Origin of the sequence: Streptomyces sp. NPDC056987 (genome assembly GCF_042673865.1) — a bacterium.
Classification (GTDB): domain Bacteria; phylum Actinomycetota; class Actinomycetes; order Streptomycetales; family Streptomycetaceae; genus Streptomyces.
Genome location: NZ_JBHURV010000034.1, coordinates 47,466 through 72,127, shown reverse-complemented (window position 1 = coordinate 72,127; position 24,662 = coordinate 47,466). Strand labels below are relative to the sequence as shown.

25 protein-coding genes and 3 pseudogenes are annotated in these 24,662 nt (G+C 68.9%); 16 read left to right on the top strand and 12 right to left on the bottom strand.

The window, feature by feature from the left end:
• The first annotated feature begins 174 nt into the window (after positions 1-174).
• The 5 genes and pseudogenes from ACFTZC_RS31565 to ACFTZC_RS31545 all read left to right on the top strand — a co-directional run.
• A complete protein-coding gene (locus ACFTZC_RS31565; protein WP_382895490.1) occupies positions 175-804 on the top strand; it encodes a (2Fe-2S)-binding protein in 630 nt (209 codons plus the stop codon).
• A complete protein-coding gene (locus ACFTZC_RS31560; RefSeq protein WP_382895488.1) occupies positions 801-1,784 on the top strand; it encodes an FAD binding domain-containing protein in 984 nt (327 codons plus the stop codon). The genes ACFTZC_RS31565 and ACFTZC_RS31560 overlap by 4 nt, the downstream gene beginning before the upstream one ends.
• Positions 1,781-3,988 (top strand): xanthine dehydrogenase family protein molybdopterin-binding subunit, encoded by a 2,208-nt coding sequence (locus ACFTZC_RS31555; protein WP_382895486.1) that lies wholly within the window; start codon positions 1,781-1,783, stop codon positions 3,986-3,988. Before ACFTZC_RS31560 ends, ACFTZC_RS31555 begins: the two co-directional genes overlap by 4 nt.
• A complete protein-coding gene (locus ACFTZC_RS31550) occupies positions 3,985-5,142 on the top strand; it encodes an XdhC family protein (protein WP_382895485.1) in 1,158 nt (385 codons plus the stop codon). Before ACFTZC_RS31555 ends, ACFTZC_RS31550 begins: the two co-directional genes overlap by 4 nt.
• 112 nt (positions 5,143-5,254) lie before the next feature.
• Positions 5,255-5,694, top strand: a pseudogene (locus ACFTZC_RS31545) (transposase); the annotation flags it as partial.
• Positions 5,695-6,573: 879 nt separating this feature from the next.
• Here ACFTZC_RS31545 and ACFTZC_RS31540 read toward each other — a convergent pair.
• Together ACFTZC_RS31540 and ACFTZC_RS31535 are read right to left on the bottom strand one after the other, a co-directional pair.
• A complete protein-coding gene (locus tag ACFTZC_RS31540) occupies positions 6,574-6,795 on the bottom strand; it encodes a hypothetical protein (RefSeq protein ID WP_382895483.1) in 222 nt (73 codons plus the stop codon).
• Positions 6,796-6,866: 71 nt separating this feature from the next.
• Positions 6,867-7,433, bottom strand: a complete 567-nt coding sequence (locus ACFTZC_RS31535; RefSeq protein WP_382895531.1) for a TetR/AcrR family transcriptional regulator — start codon at positions 7,431-7,433, stop codon at positions 6,867-6,869.
• Between the two features lie 124 nt (positions 7,434-7,557).
• On the opposite strand from ACFTZC_RS31535, the gene ACFTZC_RS31530 reads away from it, so the two are divergent.
• Together ACFTZC_RS31530 and ACFTZC_RS31525 are read left to right on the top strand one after the other, a co-directional pair.
• Positions 7,558-8,514, top strand: coding sequence for an NADP-dependent oxidoreductase (locus tag ACFTZC_RS31530; protein ID WP_382895481.1), 957 nt, complete (start codon positions 7,558-7,560; stop codon positions 8,512-8,514).
• A 39-nt stretch (positions 8,515-8,553) separates the two neighbouring features.
• Positions 8,554-9,171 (top strand): annotated as a pseudogene (locus ACFTZC_RS31525) (IS5 family transposase); the annotation flags it as partial.
• A 188-nt stretch (positions 9,172-9,359) separates the two neighbouring features.
• Here the strand turns inward: ACFTZC_RS31525 and ACFTZC_RS31520 are convergent.
• Positions 9,360-9,725, bottom strand: coding sequence for a MerR family transcriptional regulator (locus tag ACFTZC_RS31520; RefSeq protein WP_382895479.1), 366 nt, complete (start codon positions 9,723-9,725; stop codon positions 9,360-9,362).
• 71 nt (positions 9,726-9,796) lie between these two features.
• On the opposite strand from ACFTZC_RS31520, the gene ACFTZC_RS31515 reads away from it, so the two are divergent.
• Positions 9,797-10,648 carry an alpha/beta fold hydrolase gene (locus tag ACFTZC_RS31515; RefSeq protein WP_382895477.1) on the top strand — a complete coding sequence of 284 codons (852 nt, stop codon included), beginning with the start codon at positions 9,797-9,799 and terminating at the stop codon, positions 10,646-10,648.
• Positions 10,649-10,852: 204 nt separating this feature from the next.
• Here the strand turns inward: ACFTZC_RS31515 and ACFTZC_RS31510 are convergent, their stop codons facing one another.
• The 5 genes from ACFTZC_RS31510 to ACFTZC_RS31490 form a co-directional block, all read right to left on the bottom strand.
• Complete coding sequence (locus ACFTZC_RS31510; RefSeq protein ID WP_382895475.1) at positions 10,853-11,113, bottom strand: hypothetical protein; 261 nt, start codon at positions 11,111-11,113, stop codon at positions 10,853-10,855.
• On the bottom strand, positions 11,110-11,391 hold the full coding sequence (locus tag ACFTZC_RS31505) for a hypothetical protein (RefSeq protein WP_382895473.1): 282 nt from the start codon (positions 11,389-11,391) through the stop codon (positions 11,110-11,112). Before ACFTZC_RS31505 ends, ACFTZC_RS31510 begins: the two co-directional genes overlap by 4 nt.
• A gap of 510 nt (positions 11,392-11,901) precedes the next feature.
• Positions 11,902-12,225, bottom strand: coding sequence for a plasmid stabilization protein (locus tag ACFTZC_RS31500; protein WP_382895472.1), 324 nt, complete (start codon positions 12,223-12,225; stop codon positions 11,902-11,904).
• A 373-nt stretch (positions 12,226-12,598) separates the two neighbouring features.
• Positions 12,599-12,769 (bottom strand): hydrophobic protein, encoded by a 171-nt coding sequence (locus ACFTZC_RS31495; RefSeq protein WP_382895470.1) that lies wholly within the window; start codon positions 12,767-12,769, stop codon positions 12,599-12,601.
• A 131-nt stretch (positions 12,770-12,900) separates the two neighbouring features.
• Positions 12,901-13,359 carry an SRPBCC family protein gene (locus ACFTZC_RS31490; RefSeq protein WP_382895468.1) on the bottom strand — a complete coding sequence of 153 codons (459 nt, stop codon included), beginning with the start codon at positions 13,357-13,359 and terminating at the stop codon, positions 12,901-12,903.
• Positions 13,360-13,511: 152 nt separating this feature from the next.
• Here ACFTZC_RS31490 and ACFTZC_RS31485 point away from each other — a divergent pair.
• Positions 13,512-13,628, top strand: a pseudogene (locus ACFTZC_RS31485) (LLM class F420-dependent oxidoreductase); the annotation flags it as partial.
• A 96-nt stretch (positions 13,629-13,724) separates the two neighbouring features.
• Positions 13,725-13,958, top strand: a complete 234-nt coding sequence (locus tag ACFTZC_RS31480; RefSeq protein ID WP_382895466.1) for a DUF6479 family protein — start codon at positions 13,725-13,727, stop codon at positions 13,956-13,958.
• 59 nt (positions 13,959-14,017) lie between these two features.
• On the opposite strand, the gene ACFTZC_RS31475 is transcribed toward ACFTZC_RS31480, so the two are convergent.
• From ACFTZC_RS31475 to ACFTZC_RS31465, 3 genes are all read right to left on the bottom strand, one after another.
• Complete coding sequence (locus ACFTZC_RS31475) at positions 14,018-14,398, bottom strand: VOC family protein (RefSeq protein WP_382895464.1); 381 nt, start codon at positions 14,396-14,398, stop codon at positions 14,018-14,020.
• A gap of 94 nt (positions 14,399-14,492) precedes the next feature.
• Positions 14,493-15,026, bottom strand: a complete 534-nt coding sequence (locus ACFTZC_RS31470; RefSeq protein WP_382895462.1) for a type 1 glutamine amidotransferase domain-containing protein — start codon at positions 15,024-15,026, stop codon at positions 14,493-14,495.
• A 377-nt stretch (positions 15,027-15,403) separates the two neighbouring features.
• Entirely contained in the window at positions 15,404-16,468 is a 1,065-nt protein-coding gene (locus ACFTZC_RS31465) for a LysR family transcriptional regulator (RefSeq protein WP_382895460.1), read from the bottom strand.
• A 164-nt stretch (positions 16,469-16,632) separates the two neighbouring features.
• On the opposite strand from ACFTZC_RS31465, the gene ACFTZC_RS31460 reads away from it, so the two are divergent.
• From ACFTZC_RS31460 to ACFTZC_RS31435, 6 genes are all read left to right on the top strand, one after another.
• Positions 16,633-17,487: a DMT family transporter gene (locus tag ACFTZC_RS31460; protein ID WP_382895529.1), complete on the top strand. Its 855-nt coding sequence runs from the start codon at positions 16,633-16,635 to the stop codon at positions 17,485-17,487.
• Positions 17,488-17,525: 38 nt separating this feature from the next.
• Positions 17,526-18,212, top strand: a complete 687-nt coding sequence (locus tag ACFTZC_RS31455; RefSeq protein ID WP_382895458.1) for an RNA polymerase sigma factor — start codon at positions 17,526-17,528, stop codon at positions 18,210-18,212.
• The gene (locus ACFTZC_RS31450) at positions 18,209-19,279 is read left to right on the top strand and encodes a CU044_5270 family protein (protein ID WP_382895456.1); all 1,071 of its coding nucleotides are present in this window, start codon (positions 18,209-18,211) and stop codon (positions 19,277-19,279) included. The genes ACFTZC_RS31455 and ACFTZC_RS31450 overlap by 4 nt, the downstream gene beginning before the upstream one ends.
• 486 nt (positions 19,280-19,765) lie before the next feature.
• Positions 19,766-20,761, top strand: coding sequence for an alpha/beta fold hydrolase (locus tag ACFTZC_RS31445; RefSeq protein WP_382895454.1), 996 nt, complete (start codon positions 19,766-19,768; stop codon positions 20,759-20,761).
• A gap of 155 nt (positions 20,762-20,916) precedes the next feature.
• On the top strand, positions 20,917-22,062 hold the full coding sequence (locus ACFTZC_RS31440; protein ID WP_382895453.1) for an anion permease: 1,146 nt from the start codon (positions 20,917-20,919) through the stop codon (positions 22,060-22,062).
• An 11-nt stretch (positions 22,063-22,073) separates the two neighbouring features.
• Entirely contained in the window at positions 22,074-22,325 is a 252-nt protein-coding gene (locus tag ACFTZC_RS31435) for a hypothetical protein (RefSeq protein WP_382895451.1), read from the top strand.
• Between the two features lie 131 nt (positions 22,326-22,456).
• On the opposite strand, the gene ACFTZC_RS31430 is transcribed toward ACFTZC_RS31435, so the two are convergent.
• Positions 22,457-24,382, bottom strand: a complete 1,926-nt coding sequence (locus tag ACFTZC_RS31430; RefSeq protein ID WP_382895449.1) for a glycoside hydrolase family 5 protein — start codon at positions 24,380-24,382, stop codon at positions 22,457-22,459.
• Between the last annotated feature and the right edge of the window lie 280 nt (positions 24,383-24,662).

Here is a 24,662-nt window from a genome sequence, read left to right as displayed (position 1 = left end):
TCCGGATCGTCACGCACTCGTGCGCTGGCTTCCGCACCGGCATAGGTCGCCGAGCCCTACCTCTCGGCCATCACACAAGGACCAGCCGTGTCAGCCCCCACACTGCATCGCTGATGCCTTCCCGTGCGGAGGAAGGCAGATCTCCCCATCACCTACCCGCGAGGAGACACACCAATGGCCGATTCTGACGCACTGTCAACTGGCGAGCACAGTCGCCGGAGCGTGCTCAAGGCCGGTGCCGGCGGCGCCGCTGTGGCCGTGTCGGGAGGCGTGGCGCCGCTCGCGCCTGCTCATCCGGCCGTCGCGGCGGAGCCGGCGCTGCCGTCCCCGGCCTCGACTGCCGAGGTGACACTTCGTGTCAACGGAGTCCAACGTAATGTAACGGTCGAATCCCGCGTCACTCTGCTGGACGCGCTCCGTGAGCGTCTGGGTGTGACTGGGCCGAAGAAGGGCTGCGACCGCGGTGAATGCGGCGCCTGCACCGTCCTCGTCGAGGGCCGGCGTGTCAAGTCCTGTATGACGCTCGCTGTCATGGAGGACAACCGTGACATCACCACAATCGAAGGTCTGGCCCGCGGGGACGAACTGCACCCTGTACAGGCGGCGTTCATCCAACGGGATGCCTTCCAGTGCGGGTTCTGCACATCCGGGCAGATCATGTCGGCCGTCGCCTGCATCAAAGAGGGCCACACCGGGTCCGATGCCGAGATCCGTGACTGGATGAGCGGCAACCTGTGTCGGTGTGGCTGCTATCCGAACATCGTCGAAGCAGTACGAGACGCCGCGAAGGGAGGCAAGCTGTGAAGCTCTTCGACTACGCGCGTACGTCGCGTGTATGTGACGCTGTCGGCCTGGTTGCGGGCCACCCCGGTGGCGCGTTCATCGGGGGCGGGACCGAACTGACGAATCTGATGAAGGACGGTGTCCTCGCCCCGGACCTCGTCGTGGACGTGGGCGCGCTGGCCCTGGCAGACATCGGCGTGAGAAAGGGCCGGCTGCTTATCGGCGCCACGGCCCGGATGGGGGATGTGGCCGAACACCCGGTGGTCCGTGAGCGGTTTCCCGTCATTTCCGAAGCCCTGCTGGCTTCTGCGTCCCCACAGGTGCGCAACAGAGCCACCATCGGCGGAAATCTCATGCAACGGACCCGGTGCTGGTACTACCGGGACGTCGGCAGCGCCTGCAACAAGCGTGAACCCGGCAGCGGCTGCCCCGCCATCGGCGGACAGAACCGCTGGCACGCGATCCACGGCGGCAGCGATCACTGCATCGCCGTCCACCCGTCCGATCTGGCCGTCTCGCTGACCGCTCTGGACGCGACGGTGCTCACTCTTGGACCTGATGGCCGCCGGTCCATCCCCATCGGGGACTTCTACCGTCTGCCCGGTTCCACTCCGGACCAGGAGACCGCGCTACGGCACGGCGAGCTCATCACTGCTGTCGAGATTCCCGAGAGCGGACCAGCAGCTGGCTCCCGCTACCTCAAGCTGCGTGACCGGGCCACGTTCGAGTTCGCCGTGGTCTCCGTGGCCGCCGCGCTGACCCAGGCGGGAGGAGTGGTCACCGATGTGCGGCTCGCCTTCGGTGGCATTGCCACCAGGCCGTGGCGCTCGGCCGGTGCCGAGGAGGCCCTGCGCGGCCACCCGCTGACCCAGGCCACCATCGCGGCAGCCGGCCGAGCGCTGGTTGACGGCGCTCAGCCGCGGGAGCACAACGCGTTCAAGGTCGAGCTGGTTCAGCGCGCCCTGGCCGACATCCTCAAGGACCTTGGAGGCCGCAAATGAGCCCGATTGTAGGGAGCCCCGTAGCCCGGATCGACGGACGCGCCAAGGTCACGGGAGCGGCCACCTACACCGCGGACACTCAGGTCAGCGGAGCCCTGTACGGCTACCTGGTGCTCAGCACCATCGCCAACGGACGCATCACCGGCATCACCACCCAGGACGCCGAACGTTCGCCCGGTGTGGTCGGCGTCTTCACCCACCGGAACATGCCCCGCCTGGCCGTTCCCACCTCGCAGCTCGCGGCCTACTGGAAGCGTGTCATCCCCCTGCAGAACGCGGACATCCACCACAGCGGCCAGCCCGTGGCCTACGTGGTGGCACAGACTCTGGAGCAGGCTCAGCACGCGGCGTCGCTCGTCAGCGTTACTTACGACGCTCGCACACCCCGGACCAGCCTTTCCGGAGCCATGGACGAGGCATATGTGCCCGATCCGGGTCTGGAGGGTCCCAACGAGGTCACCCGCGGCGACACCGAGGCGGGGCTGGCGCAGGCCGATGTCCGCATCGATGTCAGCTACACGACACCGATGCACCATCACAACGCCCTGGAGCCGTCCGCGACGACGGCCGTCTGGGACGGCGACCGGCTGACTGTGCACGAAACCGCGCAGGGCATCAACGCCACCCGGCTCAGCCTCTCCGAGGCGCTCAATGTGCCCCTTGCCAACATCCGTGTACTGTCCCCGTTCCTGGGCGGAGGGTTCGGAGCGAAGGGCCCGGTGTGGCCACACACCATGTTCACCGCCGCCCTCGCCCGCCATTTGAGGCGTCCGGTCAAACTGGTGCTCTCCCGTGCCCAGGCATATACCTCCAACGGCCACCGCCCCGAAGCCCACCAGCGGTTCAGGATCGGAGCCAAGCTGGACGGCACGCTCACCGCGATCGACCACATCACGACGTCCCAGGTCAGTCGGACCGAGGATTTACTGTTCAACACCAGCGAACCCACGCGCATGCTGTACGCCTGCCCCAACGTGCATGTAGCCCAGCGGGCTGTGAAACTTCATCTGCCCGCCCCGAGCAACATGAGGTCACCGGAAGTCGTCGCCTCCCACGGTCTGGAGACCGCACTCGACGAGCTGAGCTACGAGCTGGACATGGACCCCATCGAGCTCCGGCTGCGCAATTACACCTCGGTCAATCCCGACAACGGTGCCGCCTTCGGCAGCAAGCACCTACAGGAGTGTTACCGCCGGGGCGCGGACGTATTCGGCTGGAGCAAGCGCGATCCGCGCCCGCGATCGATGCGCGACGGCGACACCCTGATCGGCTTGGGCATGGCGTCCGCGGCGCACACAACTGGCGGAAGGCCGGGAGCCGGCGCCCGTGTAGTGATCTCCGCCAATGGAAAAGCAGTGGTCCAGGTCGCCACCCACGACATCGGAACCGGAACCTACACGGTGATGTCGCAAGTCGCCGCGGACAGCCTGGGACTGGATCTTGACGACGTGGATTTCGAACTCGGTGACACCGACTACCCGTTCGCGTTCGTCTCCGCCGCGTCGGCCACGGTCCCCGGTGTGAGCGCCGCCGTCAACCGAGCGTGCACCACAGCCCGCCGATCCGTGATCGACATCGCAGTAGCGGACCCACGGTCCCCCCTGCACGGCATCCCGGCCGACCAGATCACTGTCGAAGGCGGGATCCTGCACGACACCGACCGGCCAAAACTCCGCGACACCATCCGCGCGGTCGTCACCCGTCACGGCAAGCCCGTGGAAGCGACCACCAACCCAGTTCCCATTCCCCCCGGTTACTCCACCGGTGCGGTCTTCGCGGAGGTACGCGTCAACCCCAGGCTCGGACAGGTCCGCGTCACCCGTATGCACGGGATCTTCGACGCTGGCCGAGTCCTCAACCGCAGGACGCTGCGCAGCCAGGCGATCGGCGGAGCGGTCTGGGCCGTCGGCTTCACCCTGTCCGAGCACACCATGGTCGACCACCACCTGGGGCGGATCGTCAACCCCAATCTGTCGGGCTATCTGGTGCCTGTCAACGCCGATATCCCCGAGATCCACATCGGCTTCGTGGACAAACCTGACCCGGCGAACCACGAGGCGTTCGGCGCACGCGGGTTCGGAGAAACCCCGATGACCGGCATGACGGCCGCCATCGGAAACGCCGTCTACCACGCTACCGGGCGCCGCATCCGGGACCTGCCCCTCACCCTGGACAAGATCATCGGAGCTGAGGAAGCAGGATGAACGACATGTGGGAGCGGCTCCACCGTCTCTGGGAAGCCGGCACACCGTGCGCGCTCGCCACGGTTGTCTCCGCGTACGGCTCGGCTCCCCGCCGACCCGGAGCCATCATGATCTGCGCCCCGGACGGGACAGTCACCGGCAGCGTGTCCGGCGGCTGCGTGGAGGGCGCCGTTTACGACCTGGCACAGCAGGTCCTGCGGGACGGCACTCCCGTGCTCGAACGCTACGCGGTGAGCGATGACGACGCGGGAGCGGTCGGCCTGACATGCGGTGGCACCATCGAAGTCCTCGTCGAGCGCGTCGACCAGCAGTCCTTCTCCGAATTGGGCACCCTTCTCCACCACATGCGGGGCGGGGTCGCCGTTGCTCTGGCCACGGTCGTCGAGGCTGACGGGCCGGTACGAGCCGGCACGCACCTGGTGTGCTGGGACAGTGGTACGAGCGGGAGCACGGGCGACTCCGCCCTCGACGGTGACACCGCCGGAGCGGCCAGGAGACTGCTCGGGCAGGGGCGCTCCGGCACGTTCCGCACCGGGTCCGCCGACGGGGACTCCGGCACTGGCCCGCGGGTGTTCGTCAACTGCTTGGCACCGCCGCCCCGCATGCTGGTCTACGGATCCAATGAGTTCGCCTCGGTCCTCGCCCGCCAGGGTGCACTGCTCGGTTTCCGGGTCACGGTGTGCGACGCACGGCCGGTGTTCACCACCCCCGAACGCTTTCCGGACGCGGACGAGGTCGTCGTGGACTGGCCCCACCGCCACCTCGCCGCCGAGGCGGCGGCAGGCCGGATCGACGGCAGAACGGTGGTCGTCTCGCTCACCCACGATCCCAAGTTCGACGTGCCCTTGCTTCAGGCCGCGTTGGGGATGGACCTGGCCTACGTCGGAGCCTTGGGCTCCCGGAGAACCGCAGAGCAACGCAGGGCATCCCTGCGGGCCACGGGAGTGCGCCACGACCAACTGAGGCGGCTCTGTTCCCCCGCTGGGCTCGACCTGGGCGGTGCCGGCCCGGCGGAAACCGCACTGTCCATCGCCGCCGAGATACTCCTCCTACGCCACGGCGGCCGTGGTGCCCGGCTGTCGGAAACCACGGGCGTGATCCACCAGGAGGCCCCGACAGCCGTTCTCTCCTTGTCGGGGGCGGGTCGCATGTGATCCGAGGAACTACGTGCAACTACGGCCCCGAGCGTGACGGGCGTATCCCGGAGCTCGACAGCAAGTCGCTCACCTCGAGCGAGGTGCTGCCGCATTGGTGGACCGACCGGTTCGGTCCCGCGGCGGGCTGAGCACGAAGGTCCACTTGGCCAGTGACAGTCGGGCTCGCCCCCTGGGTACCCACGTCACCGCCGATCAGGCTGGTGACGCACCGGCTTCCGAGGCGGTCATGGCCAGGATCCGGATCCCGCGCAGCGGACCCGGGGGGCCAAGAATCCGCCCGGCAATCGTCCTGGCGGATCGCGCCTATTCGTCCCGCGCGATCCGTGGACACCTTCGTCGCCGAGGCATCCGGGCTGTCGTCCCGCAGCCCGCCGACCAGATCGGTCACCGCCTGCGGCCAGGCCGTGCCGGAGGCCGCCCGCCCAGCTTCGACGCCGAGAAATACGACTCAAGCAGTGGCGCGGGCTGGCCCTGCGGACTCACAAACGCGCCATTGCCTACCAGGCCGCACTCCACGTCGCGTCCATCCTTGTCCGGGCGCGTCAATGACATGACTGCAGAAGCTACAGGCCCAAGCTCGAGACGAAGCCTGAGAAAGTAGGTGCTACGACCCGCCACTGGCACAGAAGGTGGTCTGTCCAGTCACTGCCGACTACGCGGGGATCTGAGGGGTCAGTCCGGTAGTCGAGAGCCAGGGCGCCGTCATCGCCCGGGTTGCGAGTGGTGGCGATCAGCACTGCCTGTTCAACGTCAAGCCAAGGAAGTTCGAGCGGGGCGGCGCCCCTGATTCCGCGTGCCTGGCGAAAGAAGGCGGAGTGTGGATCATCGGCGAACATGTCCATTGATTGGGACGCGTACGCCCTCTGCTCGGGGTTCGATACGAAGGCAAGGGGGTCCTTGAACCACGGGATGACCTTCGCTGGCACCGCATCGCCCGGGTGTCGCCAGAGGTCGCGATCGATGAGCGATGTCAGCGGGGGCGGGCAGAGCAAGTCCACGGACTGTCGAAGGCGCCATGGCGAACAGCTTCGCATGGCGGACAACACCAAGGAGACACGCTCCAGATCAAACGCCCTCTCAGTCACCGCCCGGGGGAGCCGACATGCAGAACGCGGCTCGGAGGAATTCAGCAGCTCAACGCGGCCCCGAGATCACGCAAGTTCGACGGCTCCACCCGCCGCGGCGCTCACCCGTGGAGCGGCACTCTACCGGGAGCATGCATGACGTGACAGAGAACAGCACAACCACGGACCGTCGCATCGCGGTCGTCGTCGGCAGCACTCGACCGACCCGCAGCTGCCCCGAGATCGCCGGGTGGGTACGCAAGACAGCCCACCAGAACAGCCGTCTCACCTACGAGCTGCGCAAGCCCGTCCTCGGTCAGTACGAGCACGAGCACACGCGCCGCTGGAGCCGGACAGCCAGCGGCTACGACGGGTTCTCTTCGTCTTCCCGCAGTACAACTGGGGCTACCCCGCGGTTCTGAAGAGCGAGCTGCACATGCGCATCATCGACCAGAACCTTGAGCTGGTCGTCACCGACGCCGACGAGGACGAGTAACTCACGGACGTCGCCGCCACTTTGCAGCCGTTCACCGAGCAGGTACGACTGGTGGACGCCCAGCTGACCGAGCCCCTCACCGACGACCACCAGTGATGGGCGGTCAGCAGCGGCCTGGCGTCAGTCGGGCAGAGCCCAGGTGCGTCGGCCTCGATCCGGGCTCAGGCCGGCCGGTCCGTGGCGCGGAGGCCGTCCATCAGGAGGTTCAGCAGGCGGCCGGCCTGAGCTTCGCGCTCGGGTCGGGGGGCCACGGTGAAGATTCCGATGAGGGCGGCGGCGATGTCTTCGGCGGTGACGTCGGAGCGGAGGTCGCCCGCCGCGCGGCCGGCGTCGAGCATCCTGGTGATGGCCGTCAGGAGCTCGGTCCGAGTCTGCGCATGGGCGATCTCACCCGACTCGATCATCGCGAGCAGCGTGTCGAGCATGCCGTTCTTGGTCGCGATCCAGTCCCCGAACAAGTCCATCCAGCGCCGCATTGCCGCAGCCGGGGCCAGCCGACCGAGCAGCTCGTGGGCGCCGGTTGTCAGGCCCACGACCTGGTCCCGGTAGACCGCGTCGACCAGCGACTCGCGGGTCGGGAAGTGCCGGTAGAGCGTGGCGATGCCGACCCCGGCCTCGCGCGCGATCGCGCGCATCGACGGCTCGGCGTCCGCCGAGGCGAACACGCGAGTCGCCACCGCGAGCAGCTGGTCACGATTGCGGGCCGCGTCCGCCCGTGGCGCGCGCATCTCCGCGTCAGTCGAAACGGAACGCGCTCCGTTTGTGTTACGGTCATCCATATAAACGGAGCATAGTCCGTTTCAGTGCGTCCATGCGTCCACTGCGTACTCAGGTCCAAGGAGACAGAGGAACATGCAGGAACAGAGCAATCAGACGCCGACGGGTCGCAGCAGGGCGGTCCAGCTCGATGCATTCGGCGGCCCCGACGTCCTGGACGTCCGCGAGGTTCCCGCACCGCAGGCCGGCCCGGGACAGGTCCGTGTGCGGGTCACCGCGGCCGGTCTGAATCCGATGGACTGGTCCATGACCACCGACGCGGACACCGCCGCCCGGTTCGGCCTGACCCTGCCGGTCGGCTTCGGGACCGACTACGCGGGAGTGGTCGACCAGGTCGGCGACGGGGTGAGCGGCTTCACGTCCGGCGACCGGGCGTTCGGGAGCGCCCTGTCCCGCGCGGTCGCCGACTTCGTGGTGGTCGACTCATCCGGGGACACCGCGGCGAACGAGGCCCACCACACGCCCGACGGCGTCGACGACCGCGTCGCCGCCACCCTCACGATCGCGGGCCGGACGGCATCCGCCGCCCTCGCCGCGATCAACCCCGGTCCGGACGACACCGTGCTGATCGGCGGCGCCGGAGGCGGGGTCGGGGTGTTCGCCGTCCAGCTCGCCCGGATCGCCGGAGCGCGCGTGATCGGGACGGGATCGCCGTCCTCGGCCGACTACCTGCGCGAACTCGGAGCCGAACCGGTCGTCTACGGCGACGGCCTGACCGACCGGGTCCGTGCCCTCGCTCCCGACGGCGTCACCGCCGCCATGGACCTGCACGGAGAGGAGACCGTGCACGTCGCACGGGAACTCGGCGTCCCGGACAAGCGGATCTGCACCATCGCAGCACGGATCGACGGCGTGACGGCGGCCAACGGCGCGAACGCGGCTCCCGGCACCCTGGAAGAGATCGCGCGCCTGGTCGCGGAGGGTCGACTCCGCGTGCCTATCGAGGCGAGTTTCGCGATCGAGGAGATCCGCCGCGCGGTCGAGCTCCAGGCCGGCCGGCGCGTGAAGGGCAAGGTTGTCATCGACCTCTAAGACTGTGTCCTACATGGCCGGTTGACCGTTGTGCTTCGTATGGGGAGTGGGCGGTGGGGATGGATTGTTCCGGACGGGCTGTGGGAGTTGGCGAGGCCGCTGCTGCCGTCGGCGCGGGTGCGTCCGCAGGGCGGCGGGGTCGCGAACATCGATGGCGAGGCGGACTTCGCCGCGATCATCTACGTGTTGGTCAGCGGTTGCGCCTGGCGTGCGCTGCCGCCGTGCTTCGGAGCGTCGAAGTCGACCGTGCACCGTAGCTTCGTCATCTGGTCTCGTGCGGGAGTCCGGGGACGGCTGCATCAGAAAGTCCTGCAGCTCCGCGCACGTAAGGGCCAAAAAAAGGGGCGAACTCACAGGCCCGAATCCCGTGGACCGGGGTGAGCCAGGTTCCAAGACGCACGTCCTGTCCGACGCGAACGGACTCCCGTTACGCGTCGGAGTCTCTGCGGCCAACCCCACGACAGCCGGGCCCTGAAGCCGATGCTGTCCCATTTCCGTATGGGACACGAATCCCATGCGGCCGATTCCACACCCCAACGGCTTCACGCCGACAAGGCGTACGACGTGCCTCACCTGCGGCGATGGTTATGGGGCAAGCGCATCGGCGTCCGGATCGCCCGCAAGGGCATCGACTCCGGCGAACGGCTCGGCCGGCGCGGCATCCCCTGAGGGCCGTCGTCCCCGGCGGCCTCCGCCAGGGTCCAGCCGTTCTTGCGTTCCGTCTCGCTGAGCAGTCCCCGCAGACGACGTCAACGGAGTGTCGTTGCAGTACTGAATTCGAAGGCCCCGTAACAGTGAATCTCCCAGGTCCAGGTCGAATTACTTAAGGGGCAGAGAACTGCCCCTTAAGCCCGCGTGCTGAGGTCGGGTGCGTGTACCTCCGCAATAAATTCATCCAATTGCACCCGGGCCCTCAGTAGCTTCTCGATGCAATTATCAAGACGTTCGCGTTGCTCGATGAGTATCGTCGTGGTCCGGGACGTGCCGCTACTCGTTTCTTGATTGCATTGGTGCAGAAGCTCGCGGATGACGCTCGTTGACAAGCCTGTCGACAACAGGCCCTGGATGAAGCGGACCTGGGCGATGTCAGTTTCGTCATATGTGCGATGTCCTCCCGGTCGGCGATGGCCCGTCAACAATCCACATTGCTCGTAATAACGCAACGACCGTGGACTGGCGCCGGTGTGCTCGGACAGTTCCCCGATCCGCATGATGCTTCCTCCGTGTGTGGTGCGTCACAGCAACTTGAATCTTACACGATGTCAAGTTGTAGCTTGCTCGCATGGCAACCAGCAATCTGCGTGAAACCCTGCCCGGTGTCAGTCGTGTTGCGACACGATTCGGCCGGGTCAGCGTCTTCGACAATCACTCGGACAGAAATCTGGGGGGCGGAGTACCCCTACTGTTCGTGCACGGAAACTCGGTCTCGCAAAGGGTCTTTCAGGGTCAACTGGCCGGCGACTTCGGCCCGCGGCGTCTCTTGGCGGTGGACCTTCTCGGACATGGCGAGTCGGATGACGCGGCAGACCCCTTCGCTGCCTACACGCATGAGGGGTATGCCGACACCCTCATCGAGGTGCTGGATGCTCTCGCGGTCGAGCGCGTTGTCGTCATCGGTTGGTCGCTGGGTGGGTACATCGGGTACGAACTGGCGGCCAAGCACTCGGGTGTGGCGGCGCTGATCACAGTGGGAACGCCGCCGGTCAATCACGAGACACTTTTCCAGGGCTTCCTGAATAATCCGACGTTTGAGTACATCGGGCAGGAGGTGCTCACGGCCGAGCAGGCGGTGGAAATGGCTGAACAGTCGACTGTCACCCCCGCTCCCGGTGACATTACGGCGAATGTGGTTCGAGCGGACGGGCGCGCGCGCAAACGGATGTTCGACTCGTTGATGGCTGGTGAGGGCCAGGACAAGCGGCAACTATCGCTGACTCCACCGGTGCCGCTGGGAATCATTGACGGGGCCGACGATCCATTCGTCAATCGTGAATACGTGGACGCGTTGCCGTTCTCCGCGCTCTGGCGGTCTGCGCCGGTGCGAATTCCGGACACCCGCCACGCTCCCTTTTTCGAGAAGCCGGCCGAGTTCAATGACCTTGTGCGTGGGTTCTTGATCGATCATAACCTCTGACCTGTGGTCCGTCTGGCTGGGGGTCGATAACGGCCACCGTGCCGCAATGTTCCCATCCGCGGATGGGAAAATCGCTTTCTGTCGCGTCAACCCTGCCTGACGTGGAGGCGGAAATGCGAGGGGACAGCAGAATGGCGGGAAAGCGTGGAGCGTTGAGACGGCGTCAAAGGCGCTGCCGCGCAAAGCCCGCGTGATACGGCGACCTCAGCGGACAGGAGATTTGCCCATGAACCGTATCCCCCGCTCTTCCCCCGCCCCGATCGCCCAGAAGGGTCCGACCAGGAGATCCGCGAACTCGTCGACGCCACCGAGGCAGACATCCAGGGCACGCCCGCCCTCGGGCACCGGAACGTGCTCGGCGAGCAGACCCTTCTCCTCATCTCCGAGAGCCCGCAGCCCATGATCCTCGGCGAAAACCTCGGACTGCTCTGCCCGCGTGTGTCCCACAGATCGCTCCTCCTTCACGAAAAGGTCGGTGATGATGCAGCGTCTTCCTCCTGGGAAGCGTTGACGCGCGTGCCCATGGTCGGCTCGCAGCCCTGGTCGTCGATCAGGGTCACGTCGACGGCCGCGCAGGCGGAGTGCGGCGCGATCTCCGGAGGCGACACGAAGCGGCTGACGGCCTCCCGAAGCTGGGCAGCCTGCCAGTCCGGATGGGCGCGCGCGAGCTCGGCGCTGTACTCCTCGAAATACCGGCGCTGCGGGGCCGGAGGCCGGAGGCTCTCGATGAACAGCAACTGCACGCCGTCAGGGAGTAACGGATGCGCCTCCTGGAGCCGTGTGAGCACGCCCCGGCGGGCGTGGGCCCAGGCGCGCCCGCAGCGTTCTGCTTGCGGTTGTCGACCCTCAGTCCGTACGCGCGGGCGTCGACGAGAGCCTCGCCGCGCTGTGCGCCCGTCCCCCCGGCCGTGCGTGCACCCTTGTTACCCCGCACCCGATCCCAGGCCACCAGCAGGAAGCCCGGATCGGCAACGATGAACGGGTCGTCGAACCTGCGATGAGGATCATCACGAGCCCAACCGTGCAGCTTGGTCTGGATCTTCAGTACCCGGCGCTCCGCCTCGTACAAGGCGCGCTCCAGCTTGTCGGTATTCACCGGCGCCCCTCCCGACATGCCAGTACTTCGGCCACTGACTTGCCGGCCCCCCTTTGCCCCTCATGCCGCGCGGACGTGCAGTCAGGTCGTGGCCGACGTCGAGGGAAGCGCTGACTGTGCCGGCGCGACCGCTCGCCGTGCCCTGCCGGTGCGGGTGTCAGCGGCCGAGTGCCTTGCTCAGTTGAGCCTTGGTCATGGTGGAGCGGCCCTTGATGTCGCGTTGACGGGCCTCGTTGTAGAGCTGGTCCCTCGTCGGGCCCTTGGCGCCGGAGTGTGAGCGCAGGCCGCCGCGCCGGGACGAGGAGATGTCCTCGGTCGAGGTGCGGCCGGCGGTGCGGGACTCGCCGGCACGGGCGCGTTCCTTGTTGACGGTGCGCGCCGCGATCTCCCTGGCGCGCCGGTCGGACTGGCCGCGGTCCTTGGCGCTGTCCTTGATGTGCTCGTACTGCCGTTCACGCTTGGCGTTCGATCCACTGGGCACCGTGCCCACCTCCTGTTGTGTGCGATGACGGCTCACCGGGTGGCCGGTCCCAGCCGGTGCGATCAGCCGCGGCGGCCGTGTGCGGTGTCCGAGGCGCCGCGGAGGACATCGGCGATGGCTTGCAGCATGAGAAAGCTTTCCTGTCTCGCTCGGGCGCTTCTCTGTTCGAGGAGCTCAGGCGGAGCCGGCCTGGTCACGTCTCGATTCTCGTTACGGACTACGCGATGGTGCTCGCCGGCACAGGGCCGAACGGCTCAGCGCCCGGAAGCCCGGAAGTGCCGTACGCCGTGTCGACGGCGGAAAGGGCGGCGGAAAGCCTCCGCCGCCCTTTCCGCACCGGTGGGCATGGCCCCGGGTGCCGTTTCGGATACGGCTACCACCGGTACCAGCGCGACCTGCCCCCGCTGGGGCCGGCGCTCCGCGCGACAAAACCGAGCAGCCACAGGACCAGCACAGCCAGGGCGATCCACCAGAGAACCTTCACCGCGAATCCCGCCCCGAATAGAATCAGGACGAGAAGCAGTACCAGAAGCAGCGGAATCATTTCAGTACCTCCTGAAGAATCGGATGCCCCGAATTCCCGGTGATACACGGCCTTTCCGATTCGGGTGACGGAATGGCCGCGCCGCTTGCGCCGGCCGGGGTCCGTTCCGGGCCGTACGGCTGTCCGCCCGGTCAGGACGGGGGGATCCGGCCGCGCCAGGCGCCGCTCTCGCCGCCGCGCTCCTCGATGAACTGCTTGAAGCGCCGCAGGTCGCCCTTGGCCCGGCGGTCGATGATGCCGACCACGTCGGCGGCCTTGTCCGCCATCCCCGTGGGCTCGACGATCATGGCGAGATGGACCCGCGTAAGGGTCTCGTCCAGCCGCTGGAAGCTGACGACGCCGTCCTGCTTCACATCCCCGGACACGGTGCGCCAGGCGACCCGTTCGTCCGGGAGCTGATCGACGATTTCCGTGTCGAACTCCCGGCGGGCCCCCGCGACACTGGTGATCCAGTGGTTGTGGCGGCTGTCGATCTGCGTGATCTGCTCCACGCCCTCCATGAAATTCGGGAATTCCTCGAATTGCGTCCACTGGTTGTACGCGGTATGGATCGGGACGTGGACGTCCACGGAATCCGTGATCGTGCTCATCAGGTGTCTCCTTTCGGCATAAGGATTCCTGGGTCGACTTGCCGTTATACGGGGATCGAAACGCCGTCCCTCGGCGCGGCCCCGGTCGAACCGCGGTGTGTTGAGCGCGGGTGGCGGCGGCCGGGCCCCCGAAGCCGTTGCGCGCCACTGGTGTGCGCCCGTTCGCGGGCTTCACGGAGATCGCGCTGATCCAGATCGGCGGCGCGCACCAGGACCCCTTCCTCGACTGGTCGGAGAAGACGCTGCTGCCCGCGCTGCGCGCGCTCTGAAACTCAAGGGGAGGGGCAAGGCGGCCGTACGGGTGGGCGCGGGAATCGAGCCGGTCGGGAGAGCCTGGGTGAGGCATTCCGGGGTACGCGGCCGTCATGAACAGCGACACGGGCGACACACTGGCAGCGATGTACGTCGCGGCCCCCGGAGCTGCGGCCTTCCTCCCCCTCGTCTTCGGTCTCGTGGGGGTCGGCATCCTCATCGCCGGGTTTGCCTTCGGCCGGCGTGTCCGGGCCCGGGAACCCCGCCCTCCCCGGCCGGGGGAGCAGCCGAAACGGCCTCCCGAGCGCTCGGCCCGAAGGGTTTCCGAGTCGCCCGACGAGCAGTAGGGCGGGGGCGGGGACCCCTCGCGGAGTCCTCTCCGGCCGGGACCGGCTTGGGTGTCGTCTCAGAGCTGGACGGCCAGGGTGAAGGAGTGGCCCGCCGGGTCCGAGTAGAGCCGGCTGTCCCGGGGCCCGCCATTGTCCTTGGTGTCCAGCGGCCGGGCGCCGAGAGCGATCAGCTCGCGCTCCGCCTCGTCGATCTCTTCCCGGGACACCATGATCCGCAGATGGGCCTGCTGGGAACTCTCCGGCCGCGGCCAGCTCGCCGGCGCGTAGCCGTGGTCCCGCCTGACGGCGATACGGACCCCGTCATGTCCGATGATCTCCAGCACGTCGGGATCCGCGCCCACGCGGGTCTCGGCGCCGAGGAAGGACGAGTAGAACTCCGCCAGTTCGGCGGGTTCGGCACAGTCAAGGACAAGAACACTGGTCTTCGCGACGGTCATGCAATCGCGCCTACCCCCGGTCATCGTCCACACACGTGGTGTCGTTCTCCATCCGGCCGTTCCCGCGTCCGAGTCCGCGGGTGCTCTCACGTGTTCAGGCGTTGAACTCCTTGAGCAACGCGGTGCAGAAGGCGTTCAGATCGTCCGGCTTCCGGCTGGTGATCAGGGTGCCGGGGGCCGCGGTGCACACCGTGACCTGCTCGTCGACCCACGTGGCCCCCGCGTTGCGCAGGTCCGTCCGCAAGGACGGCCATGAGGTCAGCGTCCTGCCGCGCACCACATCGGCCTCGATGAGCGTCCAGGGGGCGTGACAGATCGCCGCCACCGGCTTGCCCGCCGAGAAGAAGCCTTTGACGAAGGAGACGGCCGTCCCGTCCGTCCGCAGCGCGTCCGGGTTGGCGACGCCACCGGGCAGCACGAGCGCGTCGAAGTCCGCGGCGGTGGTCCCGGAGACCGTCCGGTCGACGGGGAAGGTGTCCGCCTTGTCGAGATGGTGGAACGCCTGGACCTCCCCCTCGGCCGTGGAGACCAGGATGGGCTCCCCGCCCGCGTTGCCCACGGCCTTCCAGGGTTCGGTCAGCTCGACCTGCTCCACGCCCTCAGGCGCCACGAGGAATGCCACGCGCATGTGACTCACGTCCTCTCTCGGTAGTGCTTTCCCGCGCCGCTCCTTCGGGTACGGCACGGACTTCCGCGTCCGCCGGTGGGACGGCGGATCTCGGCAACGACATCCTGGGCGTGCTCATTCAGGTCAAGGGTGCGTACGCCCCTGTCCTGTGCCGGGCACCGAGCCGGTCTCGACGCCGAGCCTGATCCCCACCTTGCGTCATGTGGCCGACGGGCGCAGAGCGGGGACGTCTCCCCTGCGGATGTCGAGTTCGCCTGCCCGACGCGGGCCGGAGTAATCCCGGTCCAGGTGTCGACGGGGTGGGCGGAGGACGAGTTGCCGGTACGGGGCCGTGGTGCCGCCGCCCGGCGGAGCGGCTGCCTCCGGTCTCGGTGCCGTCAGGCCCTGAGCGGTCGTGGCCGCCCGGCAGCGGTGCGGGCCGGGCTCGGAGGGCAGCTCCCGGCTCGGGCCACTGCCCCGCGTCCCGGGCCACTGCCCCGCGTTCCGTTCGACCCGTGAGGTGCCGACGAACCGGTCTCCGTACCGTCGCGGCCGGTCGTCAGGGCGGGAGCGCCCGGGGCTTGCCCGTGCTTGCGGTAGAGGTCGATGGCGAGGGCGACGGCGGCGTGGGTGGCGGGGTGGGGGTCCTGCCGGCGCCAGACGAGGTGGACGGGGACAGGCTCCGCGTCGCGCAGAGGGCGGTACGTGATGCCGTCACGGCGGTACTGCGCGGCGGTGGCCTCGGGGGTGACGCCGATACAGCGGCCGGAGGCGATGGCGGCGAGCCAGTCGTCGATGTCGTGGATGTACTCGACGGCGGGCCGTTCGCCTTCGGGCCACAGGTTCACGGCGGTGGTGCCGGTGCGGCGGTCGAGGGCGAGGGTGCGCGTGGCGACTTCGTCCAGGCGGATGCTGCGCCGGCGGGCCCACCGGTCGTCGGAGGCAAGGGCCAGGTAGCGGCGCTCGTGGCCGACGAGGGCGTGTGACCAGGGTTTGAGGTCGAGTGGGGCGCGGATGACGGCGAGGTCGCAGAGTCCTTCGACGAGCCCCCCGGTGGAAGAATTGTGGCGGATGAGCCGGAGTTCGGTCTCGGGGTGGTCGTGGTGCCATCGGCGCTGGAATTCGGTGGTGTGACGGCCGAATGCGGACCAGGCGTGACCGATGTGCAGGCGGCTGTGGCCTGCTGTGGCTTCGGCGACGAGTTCGTCGGCGCCGGCGAGCAGAGGGCGTGCGCGGGCGAGGATCTGCACGCCGGCCGTGGTGGGAGCGACCGTACGGCTGGTGCGGTGCAGCAGCCGCACTCCGAGGACCTGTTCCAGGGCGAGCAGGTTCCGGGAGACGGCGGCCTGGGAGATGCCCAGTTCGAGTGCCGCGTCCGTGAAGCTGCCGGTGTCGACGATGGCGACCAGACAGCGCAAGTGTTTCAGCTCCAGTCCGGTGGAGTTCCTTCGGCGTCCATCCATACGCTCAGCGTATCGATAGTGCTGTGGATGCATTTTGCGTATCCGTGTGGAGGTCGCACGGTGAGGAGATGGTGCTGAAGACCTCGCAGGACGCCGGGCAGGCCCTCGCCGCCGACGGCGGTACAGCGGGCCGGGGCGGGAGCCGCCGGGCCGGTGTGGCGTTGATGCTGGGCAGCGGGCTGTCCAACCAGGTCGGGGCAGCGGTGGCAGCGCTGGCATTCCCGGTGATCGGCCCGGCGGGGGTGGTCGCGATCCGGCAGTGGGTGGCCGCCGGAGTGCTGTGGGCGGTCGGCAGACCGCGCCTGCGCTCCTTCACCGCGGCGCAGTGGCGGCCGGTGCTGGGGCTGGCGCTGGTGTTCGCCGTGATGAACCTGTCCCTGTACACGGCCATCGACCGCGTCGGTCTCGGGCTGGCCGTCACGCTGGAGTTCCTCGGCCCGTTGACGGTGGCACTGGCCGGCTCCCGCCGCCGGATCGACGCCCTGTGCGCGCTGGCCGCCGCGGCCGCCGTCGTGGTGCTCACCCGCCCCTCTCCTTCCACCGACTACCTCGGCATCGGCCTGGCACTGCTGGCCGCGACGTGCTGGGGCTGCTACATCGTGCTCAACCGCACCGTCGGCCGCCGCCTGCCCGGTCTGGAGGGCTCGGCCGCCGCCGCGGCCGTCTCCGGCGCCCTCTACGCCCCCGTCGGTGCATGGATGCTCTGGCAGTATCCGCCCACCCCGGCCGCCCTCGCCTGCGCGCTGGCGGCCGGAGTGCTCTCATCGGCGGTGCCGTTCCTCGCCGACCTGCTCGCGCTACGGCGTGTCCCGGCACATTTCTTCGGGGTGTTCATGAGCGTCAACCCGGTCTTCGCCGCTCTGGTCGGCTTCGTCGTGCTCCACCAGCACCTCGACGCGGCCGCGTGGGCGGCCATCTCCGTGATCGTCGGCGCCAACGCCGTGGCCGTCACGGCGGCATCAGTGGCCCCGCGGTGTGGCACGGGTCACCGGAACCCCTCGGCCGGGCCGGAGAGATAGGTGGTGTGAGCTGTACTGAACAGGGAGATCGGGAGCGCATGCGTGCACGAATCAGGGCGGGGGACCGCGAGGCGTTCGCCGCTCTCTACGAGGAGTACGTGCGGGCGGTCTACAACCATGCCTACCGGCTGACGGGCGATTGGTCGACGGCCGAGGAGGTCTTGTCCGAGACCTTCCTGGCCGCCTGGCGTACCCGTCATGCCGTCGAGCCGGAGGGTGATTCGCTGCGGCCCTGGCTGCTCGGGATCGCCACGAACAAGGCGCGCAACGCGAACCGCGGTACAGGGCGGCGCCTGGCCTTCCTGGCTCGCCGTTCCGCCCCGGAACCGGTGGCGGACATCGCGGACGCCACGGCCGGCCGCGTCGACGACGCACGGCGGCTCGCCGCGGTCCAGCAGGCACTGGCCGGGCTCCGCCGCCAGGAACGCGAGGTGCTGCTCCTCTGCGTCTGGTCCGGGCTGGACTACGTCGAGGCCGCCGAGGCCCTGGGTATCCCGGTGGGCACCGTGCGGTCGCGGCTGTCCCGTGCCCGTAACCGGCTGCGACGGCTCACCGACGAGGAACTGGGCCGGACGCCGGACGGCTCCACGCGAGCAGCACGTCCCGGAGAGGCGGTCCGATCCGAAGAAGCGGTCCGATCCGGCAGGGAACCCCGCCCCGGCCGCGGAGAGGCAGAGAGCAGGGCCGCGTTCGTGGCCCTGCCCATCCAGGAGGAAGCCCGATGAACGACCGTACCTCCGGCCCCGAGTGGGCCGAACGCGAGGAACTGGCCCGGCTGTTGCCGGCCCCGGCCGAACGGGACCTGCCCCCGGGCCGTCATCTCCACCACAAGGACACCCTGATGCGTCTGATCGACCAGGACGGCGACCGCGCCCCCGCACGCCCCCGCCTCCTGCGCCCCGCCGTCCTGCTGCCCGCCGCCGGAATGGCCCTGGGCGGGGTACTGCTGACCACGCTCGCCGTGACCGGCCAGGACAGCGCTCCGGCACCGTCCGCCTCGGGCGCGGGTTCCCGGGCCGAGGCCCCGCGCGGCGCGACCGTGCTGCTCGACCGGATCGCCTCGGTCGCCGGGAAGAGCGGCGGACAGGCGGCCACCGGCGACCAGTTCGTGTACATCAAGACATTGCAGGCCGAGAACGAAGGCGATTTCGGTGGCCCGGTGAAGCTGACCGAGCCCCGCGAGCGTGAGGTCTGGATGTCGCAGCAGGCGGGACCGGTGATCGACGTCGGCCTGATCCACCAGGACGGCTCGTACTACCCGATCACGGTCGGGGTCCCGGACGGCGAGACCGCCGTCGGCATCCCGGCGGGCCTGGGCCGGCCGACGTACACCTGGCTGGCCTCACTGCCCACCGACCCCGAGGTTCTGCTCCGGCGGCTCACCGCCGAGATCACCCGGGACCAGGACGCGCGCGACACCCCGGCCGAGGACCGGGACCAGGCTCAGGATGCCTTCGACGCCATCGGTGAGCTGCTACGGGAGACGGTGATGCCGCCGAGGACCGCGGCCGCCCTCTACCAGGCCGCGGCGAAGATCCCCGGCGTGACCGAGGACTCCGACGCCGTGGACGCGGCCGGCCGGCACGGGATCGGTGTGGCCCGCGACAACACCCGGACCGGTGAGCGCACCGCCTGGATCTTCGATTCGACCACCCTGGAGTACCTGGGCGAACGGAGCTACCTCGTCAGGGATACCTCCATGGGCAGGAAGGGCACCCTGGTCCACGTGTCGGCGGTCCTGCGGCGCGCCGTGGTCGACGCCCTCCGCGAGGAGCCGTCGACGACGACCTGATCCCGGCAGGGAGCTGCCGGGGCGTGGCGACGCGCCCCGGCACGACGGCGCCGCGCGATCAGTTCGGCCGTCCCGGCCACTTCCCGCACGGCTGCCCGGGTGGGCTGAGCTGACGGAGCCGTGCCCGAACGACGTGCAGGCCCACCGCCGACCCCGGCACTCCGTCGGGCGGCGTTTTCGAACGCGCGCACGCGCTGAACCTGCCGACCTCGATGGGTGTGCATGCCGCTGGGTGTCGCTCTCGCCCTCCCGCGCCGCTCGTCGCCGTGTGCTACGGGGTGAGCGTCGGGGACGCGGCCGGCGCTCGCCCGAACGGACCCGCTTGCACGAGCCTTTCTGTATCGATCGGTTCGGAAGTGCTACAGTCCTCGCGTGTCGATCGGTACCGATCGATACTTAAGTTTGTGGTGAGGGTGCCGCCGTGCGCTGCCACTCCGCGGCAATCGAGCACGACGAAAGCCCGTGAAACGCGAGGGAGTTCCGCAGATGACCCCCAACAAGTCCGACGACCCCGAGTTCTCCCGCCGACTTGGCAGGCGCACCGCGCTCGGCGTCACCGCGGGTGCCGGCGCCGCGGCCCTGCTCGGTCTGACGGCCGGACCCGCCGCGGCCACCCCGAGGGGCCGGAAGTCACGTGCGCCGAGGGTCAGGGGTTTCGCCAGCCGCTTCGCCGAGGTCAACGGCACGCGGCTGCACTATGTCATCGGAGGCCAGGGGGACCCCCTGGTCCTGCTGCCCGGGTGGCCGCGCACCTGGTACCAATTCCACAAGATCATGCCGCCACTGGCGCGGCACTACCAGGTGATTGCCCCGGACCTGCGCGGCATGGGTGACTCCGACAAGCCCGCGGGCGGGTATGACAAGAAGACCATGGCCCGAGACATCTACGAGTTGCTTCGATCCCTCGGACACAGCCAGGCCTATATAGCGGGCGAGGACATCGGGTCGATGGTGGCGCACAGCTTCGCCGCGAACCACCCCGAAGCGACCCGGAAGGTCGCCCTGTGGGAAGCCGGGCATCCTACCGAGGTGTTCAACGAGATGCGCATGCTGCCGCAGCCGGGCCGGCCGGCACCGTGGTGGTTCGCGTTCAACCAGCTCGACCAGTTGCCCGAGCAGCTCCTCGAAGGGCGATTCCGTTTCATCGTCGATTGGCTGATCGGCCTTCAGGGCGGGGATCCCAACGCCTTCAGCGAGGAGACCCGAGCCGTTTACGCCGCCGCGTACAACACGCCGGACGCGATCCGCGGAGGGAACGGCTGGTACCAGACCTTCCAGCAGGACATCGCCGATCTGCGGGATTACCCGGTATTGACCATGCCCCTGCTCGGAATAGGCGGGCAGTATTACGAGCTCCTTCTCGCGCAGATGGAGGGACTGGCGGCCGACGCACGCTACGTCGAGTTGAAGGGGGCGGGTCACTACCTCGCCGAGGAACGCCCCGACGACATCGTGCGGGAACTCACCGCTTTCTTCGCGTAATCCCGGACCGTGACGAGCGTGATCACGGTCGCACTCGGCCTGGTGCCGCTCCGCACCCTTCCAAGTGCTGGGGTGCTGCGCCGTTGGTGGGAAGCATGAGGCGTTCTCGCTGCGCCCGGCGAGGGGGTGCCACCGGCTGCGGTTGTATCCATCGAATGGACCACATCACGTTCCTTGTCGCCGTAGTGATCCTTACCGCTCTGGCATTCGACTTCACCAACGGCTTCCACGACACGGCGAACGCGATGGCGACCTCGGTCGCCACGGGGGCGCTGCGCCCCAGATACGCCGTTCTGGTCAGTGGCGTGCTCAATCTCGCGGGTGCGTTTCTGTCGACCGAGGTGGCCAGGACGATTTCCGGCGGCATCGTCAGCGACGCTGTGGTCACGCCCGGCATGGTGTTCGCCGGGTTGGTCGGCGCGATTCTGTGGAATCTGGCGACCTGGCTGCTGGGGCTGCCGTCCAGTTCCTCACACGCTCTCTTCGGCGGGCTGATCGGTGCCGTGTGGGTGGGGGTCGGGGAGGCGGGAGTCCATTTCGACGTGGTGATCGACAAGATCATCCTTCCGGCACTCGTCTCGCCGCTGGTGGCGGGGGTCGCGGCGCTGCTGTCCACCTGTTTCGCCTACCGGGTGACCGCCCGGGGCCGGGAAACCTCGGTCGACCGCGGTTTCCGGCTCGGTCAGGTCGCCTCCGCCTCGCTGGTGTCCCTGGCCCACGGCACCAATGACGCTCAGAAGACCATGGGGGTCATCACGCTCACCCTGATCTCCGTCGGTGCGCTCGCCCCCGGCTCGGGGCCGCCGCTCTGGGTCATCGGATCCGCCGGTCTGACGATCGCCCTCGGTACCTGTCTCGGTGGGTGGCGGATCATCAGGACCATGGGCAGGGGCCTCGCCGACATCAGGGCCCCGCAGGGCTTCACCGCGGAATCGTCCTCCGCGACGGTGATTCTGACCTCGGCTCATCTGGGCTTCGCCCTGTCCACCACGCAGGTCTGCTCCGGTGCGATCCTCGGCGCGGGGCTGGGCCGCAGACTCGCCAAAGTGCGGTGGGGGATCGCCGCGCGTATCGCCATCGCCTGGTGTGTCACGCTGCCCGCCGCCGCGGCCGTCGGCGCGCTCGCCGGGCTCCTGGTCGTCCACGGCGGCACGGTCGGCACCGTCCTCGTCGCCCTGGTCGCGGCCGCCGTGGCGGCGTTCATCGTGGCGGTTTCCCGCCGGCACCCGGTCACCTCACGCAATGTGAACGACGCGCACACGGTGGATCTGCGTCCGGGCACCGTCCGAGCGAAAGTCTGAGAGGGCGGACCATGGCTCTGAACTGGAGCAGTCTGGGCGAAGTGGCCCTCGTCGGTGTGGGCGCCACGGTCGGACTCGTGACGGTGTTTTCGCTGGGTGTCCGCGCACTCGCACCATCGGAGGCCCCCCTCGGGGACACGCCCGCCGACAGCGGCTCGCGCCGGCCGGCCCCGCTGATGAAGGCGGTCGCCGGCCTGTGCTTCACGGCCTGCGTGGCCGCTGTCGCGTACGGCCTGTACCTGATGGTTCCGGCACTCCACTGAACCAGGGTCTGTCGTTGGGATCAGGCTGGATCAGGGAGCGCCCGCCGCGTCAGCGGCTGATGTCACTGCGGGCACGCGAGCCCAGCCTGATCCAAACGACAGGCCCTAGGCGTACGGCCGCGGCCGTACCGTCAGGTCAGCCCGCGGCAGAGCAGCGCGGCGGGCCCCGCCGAACTGCCTAGGCGAGCGGTGAAGGCGATCCCGGCGGCGTACTCGCCGTCGGTGCACTGGCCTTTGTGGTCACGGTAGGCGAAATCACCGCCGGCGGCGCCGGCCGGTCGGTTGTCGGACCGGTCGAACCACACCGTCCGCCCGGTGTTCCCGAGGGAGGAGCGGGCCGGGGCGCAGAGGGCCGCCGCCGTGCGGCCGCCGCGGTGCGCGTAACCGATAAGGAACTGGCCGGCCGGACACTGCAGCTTGGTGTAGCCCGAGGCCCAGTCACCGCCCTGCGGGACATGGCGCTCGTCGGTGACGACCGTGTGGGAACCGTCCGCCGCGCGCAGGCCGCCCGCGGTGACGTCGGTGCACAGCCCCCGGCCGGAGGTCTGACCGAGGCCGATCAGACGCAGTCCGTCGGGGCAGGCGGCCTTGGAGGCTCCCGGCGCCCAGTCTCCGGTGGCCCGGGTCCGCAGTGACTGGACGTGGTCGCCGTGGTCGGTGGTGAGCAGCCGCCACACGGGGACCGCGTCGACGGGCCCGGTGACCGACGGGGCGGACATGAGGCGGTTCCAGCCGGCGCCGCGCCAGTCGGCCTGGTCGAGCAGACCGGACCTGCGTCCGTCCGGGGCGTAGCGGAGCAGGGACCAGTCGTCGTGACCCTCCCAGCCGACCAGGGGCCAGTAGGCGAAGTTCGCGTCGTGGTCGGCGAAGTAGTCGGTGATGTTGCCGAACCAGGCACGGGCAGCCGCCCCCGACTGGTTGGCACCGGCGCCGAACTCGCTGATCCACACGGGGGCGGTGAAGTGCTTTCCGCTGTCCTCGGCGACGTAGAAGGCCTCGTCCTGGAGCGTCCGGTACAGCTCCTCGCGGGTGAGGTCCTGGTATCGGGGGTCGTGGGTCTCCCCGATACCGGTGGCGCCGCTGTGGCGGGAACCGGTGTAGCCGTAGAAGTGGGCCGAGTAGACCAGCTTGTCGGAGGCCACCAGGGTGTGGGACAGCGTCCGTACGGGGGTGAGCTGGGGGCGGCCGTGCGGCAGCCCGTCGACGGGCAGACCGGTCCAGTTGATCCCCTCGACGACGATCAGGAGGTCGGGGTTGGCCTCGGTGAGGATGCGGTCGGCGGCGAGCTGGGAGGCGGTGTACCAGTCGTGGTTGTCGCCCAGGCCCCAGTTGGGGTCGTCCAGTACGTCCCGGCGCACCTCGTTGTAGAGGTCGGCGCCCACGACCCGCGGATCGTGGGCGTAGCGGCGGGCCATGAACACCCAGTCGTCCGCCCACCGCTGGGCCGACTGGCTGCTGTTCCAGCGCTCGTTGCCGTCGAGACCGCAGCACCAACGGGAGGTGTTGGTGTGGTTGTTGAGGACGACCGCGAAGTCCGCCCCGGTCAACGCGGCCACCACGCTGTCGAAGACCTGTAGCGGTGTCCTGCCGCGGAGCTGCGGGTTGGCCGCCACGGCGGCGTCCGGCACCGGCGCCGTGCTGTGGATCATCTCGTTGGAGAACGACAGCCGGATGCTGTTGATGCCGAGTTCGTGGAAGTCGGCCATCAGGCGGGGCAGGGGGACCCGGTCCAGGCCGAGCGGGATGCCGTGGGAGTTCTGCCCGGCGTGGTGGTTGGCGGAGTCGCCGGTGCTGCCGCTGCCGGTCCACGACCCTTGCGCGCCGTCCCAGTTGGCCGACTTCAGCCGGAAGCGGGACCCGTTGGCGTCGACGATGTACCGTCCGCGGGTCGACAGCGGCGGCTGCCAGGCGGCGTCGGCGGCGACGGGGAGCGTGGTGGGGCGCGTGGTGGGGGTCGAGGGGTCCGGGGCGGCGGTGGCGGTACCCGGTAGCGCGGTCAGCAGGAGCACGGCCGATGCCGCGCATGTCAGGTACTTGACAAATCTGAAAGTCGGCATGCGGCCCTCCACGGGTGAGCGTCGGCACGGGGCCGCGCCCCCGCGCGGCGGCTGGAATCGGCCTTCGGCGGATGTTACCCGTCGGTCGGGGAGCGGACAGCTCCCATTTTCGGCCGTGTGCCGGTCGGACTCCCGCGCGCTCACCGTCGTATCTCCGGCGAAGTAAGGGGCGCTCGGGCGGATGGCATAGGTGAGGAACGATTCTGCGGGTTGTTCCGTACGCGCTTTGTGCCGGTTGGCCGTTGACGGAACGGCGGCGGAGTAGACATCGGTCATGGAC

What these genes read in the sequence shown, in the direction of transcription:
- ACFTZC_RS31565 (WP_382895490.1), top strand. Translation starts at nt 175, where the DNA reads ATGGCCGATTCTGACGCACTGTCAACTGGCGAGCACAGTCGCCGGAGC.
- ACFTZC_RS31555 (WP_382895486.1), top strand. Translation starts at nt 1,781, where the DNA reads ATGAGCCCGATTGTAGGGAGCCCCGTAGCCCGGATCGACGGACGCGCC.
- ACFTZC_RS31550 (WP_382895485.1), top strand. Translation starts at nt 3,985, where the DNA reads ATGAACGACATGTGGGAGCGGCTCCACCGTCTCTGGGAAGCCGGCACA.
- ACFTZC_RS31535 (WP_382895531.1), bottom strand. Translation starts at nt 7,433, where the DNA reads ATGCGCGCGCCACGGGCGGACGCGGCCCGCAATCGTGACCAGCTGCTC.
- ACFTZC_RS31530 (WP_382895481.1), top strand. Translation starts at nt 7,558, where the DNA reads ATGCAGGAACAGAGCAATCAGACGCCGACGGGTCGCAGCAGGGCGGTC.
- ACFTZC_RS31520 (WP_382895479.1), bottom strand. Translation starts at nt 9,725, where the DNA reads ATGCGGATCGGGGAACTGTCCGAGCACACCGGCGCCAGTCCACGGTCG.
- ACFTZC_RS31515 (WP_382895477.1), top strand. Translation starts at nt 9,797, where the DNA reads ATGGCAACCAGCAATCTGCGTGAAACCCTGCCCGGTGTCAGTCGTGTT.
- ACFTZC_RS31495 (WP_382895470.1), bottom strand. Translation starts at nt 12,769, where the DNA reads ATGATTCCGCTGCTTCTGGTACTGCTTCTCGTCCTGATTCTATTCGGG.
- ACFTZC_RS31490 (WP_382895468.1), bottom strand. Translation starts at nt 13,359, where the DNA reads ATGAGCACGATCACGGATTCCGTGGACGTCCACGTCCCGATCCATACC.
- ACFTZC_RS31480 (WP_382895466.1), top strand. Translation starts at nt 13,725, where the DNA reads ATGAACAGCGACACGGGCGACACACTGGCAGCGATGTACGTCGCGGCC.
- ACFTZC_RS31475 (WP_382895464.1), bottom strand. Translation starts at nt 14,398, where the DNA reads ATGACCGTCGCGAAGACCAGTGTTCTTGTCCTTGACTGTGCCGAACCC.
- ACFTZC_RS31470 (WP_382895462.1), bottom strand. Translation starts at nt 15,026, where the DNA reads ATGCGCGTGGCATTCCTCGTGGCGCCTGAGGGCGTGGAGCAGGTCGAG.
- ACFTZC_RS31465 (WP_382895460.1), bottom strand. Translation starts at nt 16,468, where the DNA reads ATGGATGGACGCCGAAGGAACTCCACCGGACTGGAGCTGAAACACTTG.
- ACFTZC_RS31460 (WP_382895529.1), top strand. Translation starts at nt 16,633, where the DNA reads ATGCTGGGCAGCGGGCTGTCCAACCAGGTCGGGGCAGCGGTGGCAGCG.
- ACFTZC_RS31455 (WP_382895458.1), top strand. Translation starts at nt 17,526, where the DNA reads ATGCGTGCACGAATCAGGGCGGGGGACCGCGAGGCGTTCGCCGCTCTC.
- ACFTZC_RS31450 (WP_382895456.1), top strand. Translation starts at nt 18,209, where the DNA reads ATGAACGACCGTACCTCCGGCCCCGAGTGGGCCGAACGCGAGGAACTG.
- ACFTZC_RS31445 (WP_382895454.1), top strand. Translation starts at nt 19,766, where the DNA reads ATGACCCCCAACAAGTCCGACGACCCCGAGTTCTCCCGCCGACTTGGC.
- ACFTZC_RS31440 (WP_382895453.1), top strand. Translation starts at nt 20,917, where the DNA reads ATGGACCACATCACGTTCCTTGTCGCCGTAGTGATCCTTACCGCTCTG.
- ACFTZC_RS31435 (WP_382895451.1), top strand. Translation starts at nt 22,074, where the DNA reads ATGGCTCTGAACTGGAGCAGTCTGGGCGAAGTGGCCCTCGTCGGTGTG.
- ACFTZC_RS31430 (WP_382895449.1), bottom strand. Translation starts at nt 24,382, where the DNA reads ATGCCGACTTTCAGATTTGTCAAGTACCTGACATGCGCGGCATCGGCC.